This is a genomic window from Streptomyces monticola (assembly GCF_042665355.1).
GTDB lineage: Bacteria > Actinomycetota > Actinomycetes > Streptomycetales > Streptomycetaceae > Streptomyces > Streptomyces monticola.
In genome coordinates, this window is sequence record NZ_JBHTCF010000041.1 from 22408 (window position 1) to 28469 (window position 6062).

Consider the following 6062-nt stretch of genomic DNA (forward strand, 5'->3'; position numbering starts at 1 on the left):
CCCCTCAGCCGCTGTGCGTCGCACTCCGTATGTGCCGCCACCGCCGCAGGAAGAAGCGGAGGAAGACGGCCTCGGTCAGCACCGCGTACGCCAGCACTCCGGCGCCGAACGCGACGTCGTCCCACAGGCCGCCGCCGCGCGCGTACCGGTCGATGAGGAAGTAGGCGCCGAGCACCTCCGCGAGGACACCGGTGCTCAGGATGAAGGCGGCGGTGGCGATGTACGGGTATCCCATGTGGGTGTTGGAGGACAGGAGTCCGGACTCCCAGCCGATGTGGTCCCTGTCGCCGAGGAGGGTGTTGATGCGCTGCTCGACCACCGCGACGCCCTTGCCCGCGCGCTGCGAGCGGTGGTACTCACCGAGCCAGATCAGCAGGCTCGCCTTGGCCGCGGCCGGGACGAAGACGAGGCAGGCGGGGATCAGCACACCCCGGGAGAGGTCGGAGGTCAGCATCGCCGCGACGACCACGGCCAGGGACGTGAACGCGAAGTTCATGATCTGGATGCGGTTGCTGATGGCCTGCAGGCTCTCCTGCCGTAAGGAGTTGTACTCCGCGAGCAGCGCCGCCAGGACCGGAGAGATCTCGCCCTCGACGGGGCGGCCCGGCGGCCTCACGGCAGGCTCATGCGGTCGGTTGCTCCCGGAAGGCGGCGGCACGCTCATGCGGACATCTTCTCCAGGAGATCCGTGGGCGGAACCCCGCCCGCTCCGGTGAACGAGTAGGCGAGCACCCGGAATCCGATCCGCTCGGCCCGGCGCAGATTGGCCGGCCTGTCCTCCACTAACAGGCTGCGCGGCGGGTCGGCGTGCCGGGCGGCGATCTCCAGGAGGCCCTGCCCCTCGGCACCCTTGGAGACGCCCAACCGGTGCGAGAGGAAGACCAGTTCGGGGTCGACGTAGCGGTCGAGGCCGAGGCGGACGCGCTGCTTCTCGTACCAGAACGAGGTGTTGTTGGAGGCGATGCCCACGCGGCGCTGCCCCTGTGCGGCGGCGGTGAGCAGGGCCTCGGCGTGGGGGTTGGCGACGAGCAGGCGCCTCTCGGTCTCCGCCACCAGGTCCCGTGGCACGGGGCGCCCGAGCCGCCGCTCCAACCCGGCCCAGTAGTCCGCCTCTTCGGCCTCGCTCAGGCTGAACCTGTGCCAGAGCTCCCGGCCCGCCTCGCGCACCTCGCCCCGGTCGAGGCCGAGGCGGTCGGCGAGGCCCAGCCCCTCGGTCAGGAGCAGCGTCTCCCACGGGTCGCAGAAGAGCACATTCCCGAGGTCGAAGAGGACCGCCGGCACCGCGGACACCGTGAACACCCCCGGGGCAAGGTCGAGTTGTGGCCTGGCCGGCACCTTCTTCGGCGCCGCGGGCCGACGCTAACACGCCCCGCCAACTAACCCTCTAGAAGACATTGACCAGTTAGGTGTGCACATGCTGTACTCATCCCGCCAACCACCAAAAGGAATTTGAACGGTTAGAGGTCGGAGATGTCGGAGATGAGTACGCACCAGGTCCACTACCGCACCACCGTCGTCCGCGGTCACGAGGTCTTCTACCGTGAGGCCGGGCCCGCCGACGCTCCCGTGCTGCTGCTTCTGCACGGCTTTCCCAGCAGTTCGCACATGTTCCGGGAGCTGATCCCGCGCCTCGCCCACCGCTACCGGGTGATCGCCCCCGACCACATCGGCTTCGGCCGCTCGGCGGCGCCGTCGGCCGCGGAGTTCGACTACAGCTTCGCCGAACTCGCCGCGGTCACCGAGGAGTTCACCGAGCAGCTCGGCCTCGACCGGTTCGCGCTCTACATCCAGGACTACGGCGCCCCGATCGGGCTGCGTCTCGCCCTCGCCCGCCCCGAGCGCATCACGGCGATCGTCACGCAGAACGGCAACGCGTACGAGGAGGGCCTCGGCAAGGAGGCCTGGGCGCCCGTGTTCGCGTATATCGCGGATCCGCATCCCGGCACCGCCGCGCCCGTACGGGAGATCCGCTCCCTGGAGGGCATCAAGTGGCAGTACACGCACGGGGAGCCGGAGCCGGACCTGGTGAGCCCGGACGCGTACCACCACGACGCCGCGCTCATGGCGCGCGAGGGGCAGGACGAGATCCAGCTCGCCCTGATCGGCGACTACGGCAGCAACATCGAGCTGTACCCGGCGTTCCAGGAGTACTTCCGCAGCTCGCAGGTGCCGCTGCTCGCGGTCTGGGGCGGGCACGACGAGATCTTCGTGCCGGAGGGGGCGCTCGCCTTCCGGCGGGATCTGCCGAAGGCCGGGATCCATCTGCTGCCCGCCGGGCACTTCGCCCTGGAAACGCACGCGGGCCAGGTCGCCGCCCTGATGGACGGCTTCCTGGCCCGGAACCTCAAGCCGTAGTCACGGCAGGGGGGTTCAGCCCATGTGCGGGTACGCGTAGTCCGTCGGCGGGACCAGCGTCTCCTTGATGGCGCGGGTCAGCGTCCAGCGCATCAGGTTCTGCGGGGCACCCGCCTTGTCGTTGGTGCCCGAGGCACGGCCGCCGCCGAAGGGCTGCTGGCCGACGACGGCGCCGGTCGACTTGTCGTTGATGTAGAAGTTGCCCGCGGCGTACCGCAGCTTCTCCATCGCGTCGGCCGCGGCCGCCCGGTCACCGGCGATGATCGAGCCGGTCAGCGCGTACGCCGACACCGACTCCATCTGCGCCAGCATCTCCTCGTACTTGTCGTCCTCGTAGACGTGCACGGCGAGGATCGGGCCGAAGTACTCGGTCGTGAAGACCTCGTTCTCCGGGTCCGAGCACTCGATGACCGTGGGCCGCACGAAGTAGCCGACCGAGTCGTCGTACGTGCCGCCCGCGACGATCGTGCAGCTCTCGTCCGCCTTGGCACGGTCGATCGCGGCCTTGTTCTTCGCGAAGGCACGGTCGTCGATCACGGCGCCGATGAAGTTCGACAGGTCGGTGACGTCACCCATCTTGATGCCGTCGACCTCGGCCGCGAACTGCTCCTTGAAGCCGTTGTTCCAGATCGACGCGGGGACGTACGCACGCGAGGAGGCCGAGCACTTCTGGCCCTGGAACTCGAAGGAGCCCCGGGTCAGCGCGGTCTTCAGGATCGCCGGGTCGGCCGACGGGTGGGCGACCACGAAGTCCTTGCCGCCGGTCTCACCGACGATGCGCGGGTACGACTTGAACTTCTCGATGTTGTTGCCGACCGTCTTCCACAGGTGCTGGAAGGTCTTGGTCGAGCCGGTGAAGTGGATGCCCGCGAGGTCGGGGTGCTCCAGGGCGACCTCCGAGACCGCCAGGCCGTCACCCGTGACGAGGTTGATGACGCCCTTGGGCAGGCCCGCCTCCTCCAGGAGCTGCATGAGCAGCACGGCGGCGTGGGTCTGCGTCGGGGACGGCTTCCACACCACCACGTTGCCCATCAGGGCCGGGGCGGTGGGCAGATTGCCCGCGATGGCCGTGAAGTTGAACGGCGTGATCGCGTAGACGAAGCCCTCGAGCGGGCGGTGGTCCAGACGGTTCCACACGCCGGGCGAGTTGGCCGGGGGCTGCTCGGCGAGCAGGTCACGGGCGTACTTGACGTTGAAGCGCCAGAAGTCGATCAGCTCACAGGGAGTGTCGATCTCGGCCTGCTGCGCGGTCTTGGACTGGCCCAGCATCGTCGAGGCGGCCAGCGTCTCGCGCCACGGGCCCGAGAGCAGCTCGGCGGCGCGCAGGATGATCGCGGCACGGTCGTCGAAGGACATCGCGCGCCAGGCCGGGGCGGCGGCCAGGGCGGCGTCGATCGCGTCCTGCGCGTCCTGCTGCGTGGCGTTCTTGAACGTACCGATGACGGCCTTGCGGTTGTGCGGCTGCACGACCTCGAAGGCCTCGCCGCCGCCCATCCGCTTCTCGCCGCCGATGGTGCAGGGCAGGTCGATCGGGTTCTCGGCCAGCTCCTTGAGCTTGGCCTCCAGACGGGCACGCTCGGGCGAGCCTGGGGCATAGCCGTGCACCGGCTCATTGACGGGCGTGGGGACCTGGGTCACAGCGTCCATGGGTTCCGTACTCCTTTATGAGGGGTGGAAGGGGCTCGGCCCTGGGGCAAGTAAAGGGGCTCGGGGATCAGTTTTTGGTGATCATCGAGCGGACGAAGAACAGCAGGTTGGCCGGCTTCTCCGCGAGCCGGCGCATGAAGTAGCCGTACCAGTCGGTGCCGTACGCGGTGTAGACCCGCATGCGGTGGCCCTCCGCCGCCAGGCGCAGATGCTCCTCGCTGCGGATGCCGTACAGCATCTGGAACTCGTACTCGTCCAGTTTGCGCCCGGCCCGCCGGGCGAGCTCCTGGCCGATGGCGATGAGCCGGGGGTCGTGGGAGCCGATCATCGGGTATCCCTCGCCGTACATCAGGATCTTCAGGATGCGGACGTACGCCTTGTCGATCTCGGCCTCGTCCTGGTACGCCTCGGACGCGGGCTCCTTGTAGGCGCCCTTCACGATGCGTACGCGGCTGCCGTTCGCGGCGAGACGACGGGCGTCGGCCTCGGTGCGGAAGAGGTAGGCCTGGATGACGCAGCCGGTCTGCGGGAAGTCCTTCCGCAGCTCCTCGTGGATGGCGAACATCGAGTCGAGGGTCGTGTGGTCCTCTGCGTCCAGGGTAACCGTCGTGCCGATGGCGGCGGCGGCCTCGACGACCGGCCGGACATTGGCGAGCGCCAGCTCGTGACCGCCCTCGAGCGCTTGGCCGAACATCGACAGCTTCACGGACATCTCGGCCTTGGTGCCCAGGCCCAGGTCCTTGAGGTGCGCGATGAGTTCGAGGTAGGCGTCGCGCGCGGCGGCCGCCTGCTCGCGGGTGGTGATGTCCTCGCCCACGACGTCGAGGGTGACCTCGAGGCCCTTGTCGACGGCGTCCACGACGACCGCCACGACCTCGTCGACGGACTCGCCGGGGATGAACCGCTGCACGACCTGCTTGGTGCCCGGGGCGGCCGAGACGAAGCGGCGCATCTGGTCGCTGCGGGACGCGGCGAGGATCACGGGAGCCAGCACGGGGCACCTCCAGGAACAAGACGTGAAGGGGGCCGAACCCGAACGGTCGGGGACCGGAAGGGAGCGGCACGGAGAACCACCGTGAAACCTAAGGTTCGCTCCGATCCTGGACCATCGACAGGTGTCACGCATCCGTGGCCCGGATCTCAGACATTTGTATGGAGTACCCCGCGGGGTGCCGCACAATGGCCTGCGTGAAGGGCGACTACCAGGACCTTGTCGATGAGATCTCCGCGCTGCTCGGCGCCCCCGCGACCTTGGAGAACCGCGATTTCGAGCTGATCGCGTTCGGGGCGCAGGACAGCGGCGGCGGCTTCGACGAGCTGGACCTCGATCCGGTCCGCACCCGGTCGATCCTGACCCGTAAGTCGACGGCCGCGGTGCGGGCCTGGTTCGAGGGCTTCGGCATCGCACGCGCCGACGGTCCCGTGCATATCCCGGCCGCCCCGGACGCGGGCGTCCTGCGGGCGCGGATCTGTCTTCCGGTACGCCATCGGGGCGTCGTGCACGGCTATGTGTGGCTGCTCGACTCCGAGCCGCGCCCGTCGGCCGCGCAGCTGTCCGCCGCCCTCGAGGTGGCCGAGCGGATCGGTGTACTGCTCGCCGCCGAGGCCTCGGCGGGCGACGACGTGGCCCGTGAGTTCCAGGCCCTGCTCACCGCGGCCGACGGCTGGCAGCGGGACGCGGCGACGGCGGCCCTGCGCACCGCGCTCGGGTCCGGCGCAGACGATCTGCACGCCGTGGTGTGCGTGGCGCCCTGGCCCGCCTCTGCCGCCCCCGGCGCACGGCGCGCACCCGGCACGGCGGCCGTGTGCACGGTGCCCTGGCAGTGGGGCGCCGAGGCCCCGGCCGCGCGGGACACGGAGCCGGACAAGAGCGCCCCCGCCGCTCCCACCGCCCCCAAGACCCTGGCCCTGGCCGCCCTGGTCAGGCTGCGCTCCCCCGAGGCCCTCGCGCCCGCGCACACGGCCGCCGTGCGGCTTGTGGACGCGGCGAGCGGCCGCGGTCCTGCGGCAGGCGCGGGCGGGCCCACGGCGAGCGCGGGCGGGCCGGCGGCGAGCGCGGG

The 6062-nt window shown here is 70.1% G+C and carries 6 protein-coding genes; 2 read left to right on the forward strand and 4 right to left on the reverse strand.

The features are described from left to right. Positions 1–4: 4 nt before the first annotated feature. Positions 5–616, reverse strand: coding sequence for a hypothetical protein (locus ACFQVC_RS41700; protein ID WP_381841762.1), 612 nt, complete (start codon positions 614–616; stop codon positions 5–7). A 44-nt stretch (positions 617–660) separates the two neighbouring features. Next, a complete protein-coding gene (locus ACFQVC_RS41705) occupies positions 661–1290 on the reverse strand; it encodes an HAD family hydrolase (RefSeq protein WP_381841764.1) in 630 nt (209 codons plus the stop codon). 189 nt (positions 1291–1479) lie between these two features. On the opposite strand from ACFQVC_RS41705, the gene ACFQVC_RS41710 reads away from it, so the two are divergent. Continuing rightward, positions 1480–2355, forward strand: coding sequence for an alpha/beta fold hydrolase (locus ACFQVC_RS41710; protein WP_381841768.1), 876 nt, complete (start codon positions 1480–1482; stop codon positions 2353–2355). Positions 2356–2370: 15 nt separating this feature from the next. Here ACFQVC_RS41710 and pruA read toward each other — a convergent pair whose 3' ends face one another. Both pruA and ACFQVC_RS41720 read right to left on the reverse strand, forming a co-directional pair. Further along, on the reverse strand, positions 2371–4002 hold the full coding sequence (pruA, locus tag ACFQVC_RS41715) for an L-glutamate gamma-semialdehyde dehydrogenase (protein WP_381841771.1): 1632 nt from the start codon (positions 4000–4002) through the stop codon (positions 2371–2373). 67 nt (positions 4003–4069) lie between these two features. Continuing rightward, the gene (locus tag ACFQVC_RS41720; protein ID WP_381841774.1) at positions 4070–4996 is read right to left on the reverse strand and encodes a proline dehydrogenase family protein; all 927 of its coding nucleotides are present in this window, start codon (positions 4994–4996) and stop codon (positions 4070–4072) included. Between the two features lie 194 nt (positions 4997–5190). On the opposite strand from ACFQVC_RS41720, the gene ACFQVC_RS41725 reads away from it, so the two are divergent. Next, the coding region (locus ACFQVC_RS41725; RefSeq protein ID WP_381841777.1) for a PucR family transcriptional regulator at positions 5191–6062 on the forward strand (872 nt) is incomplete at its 3' end.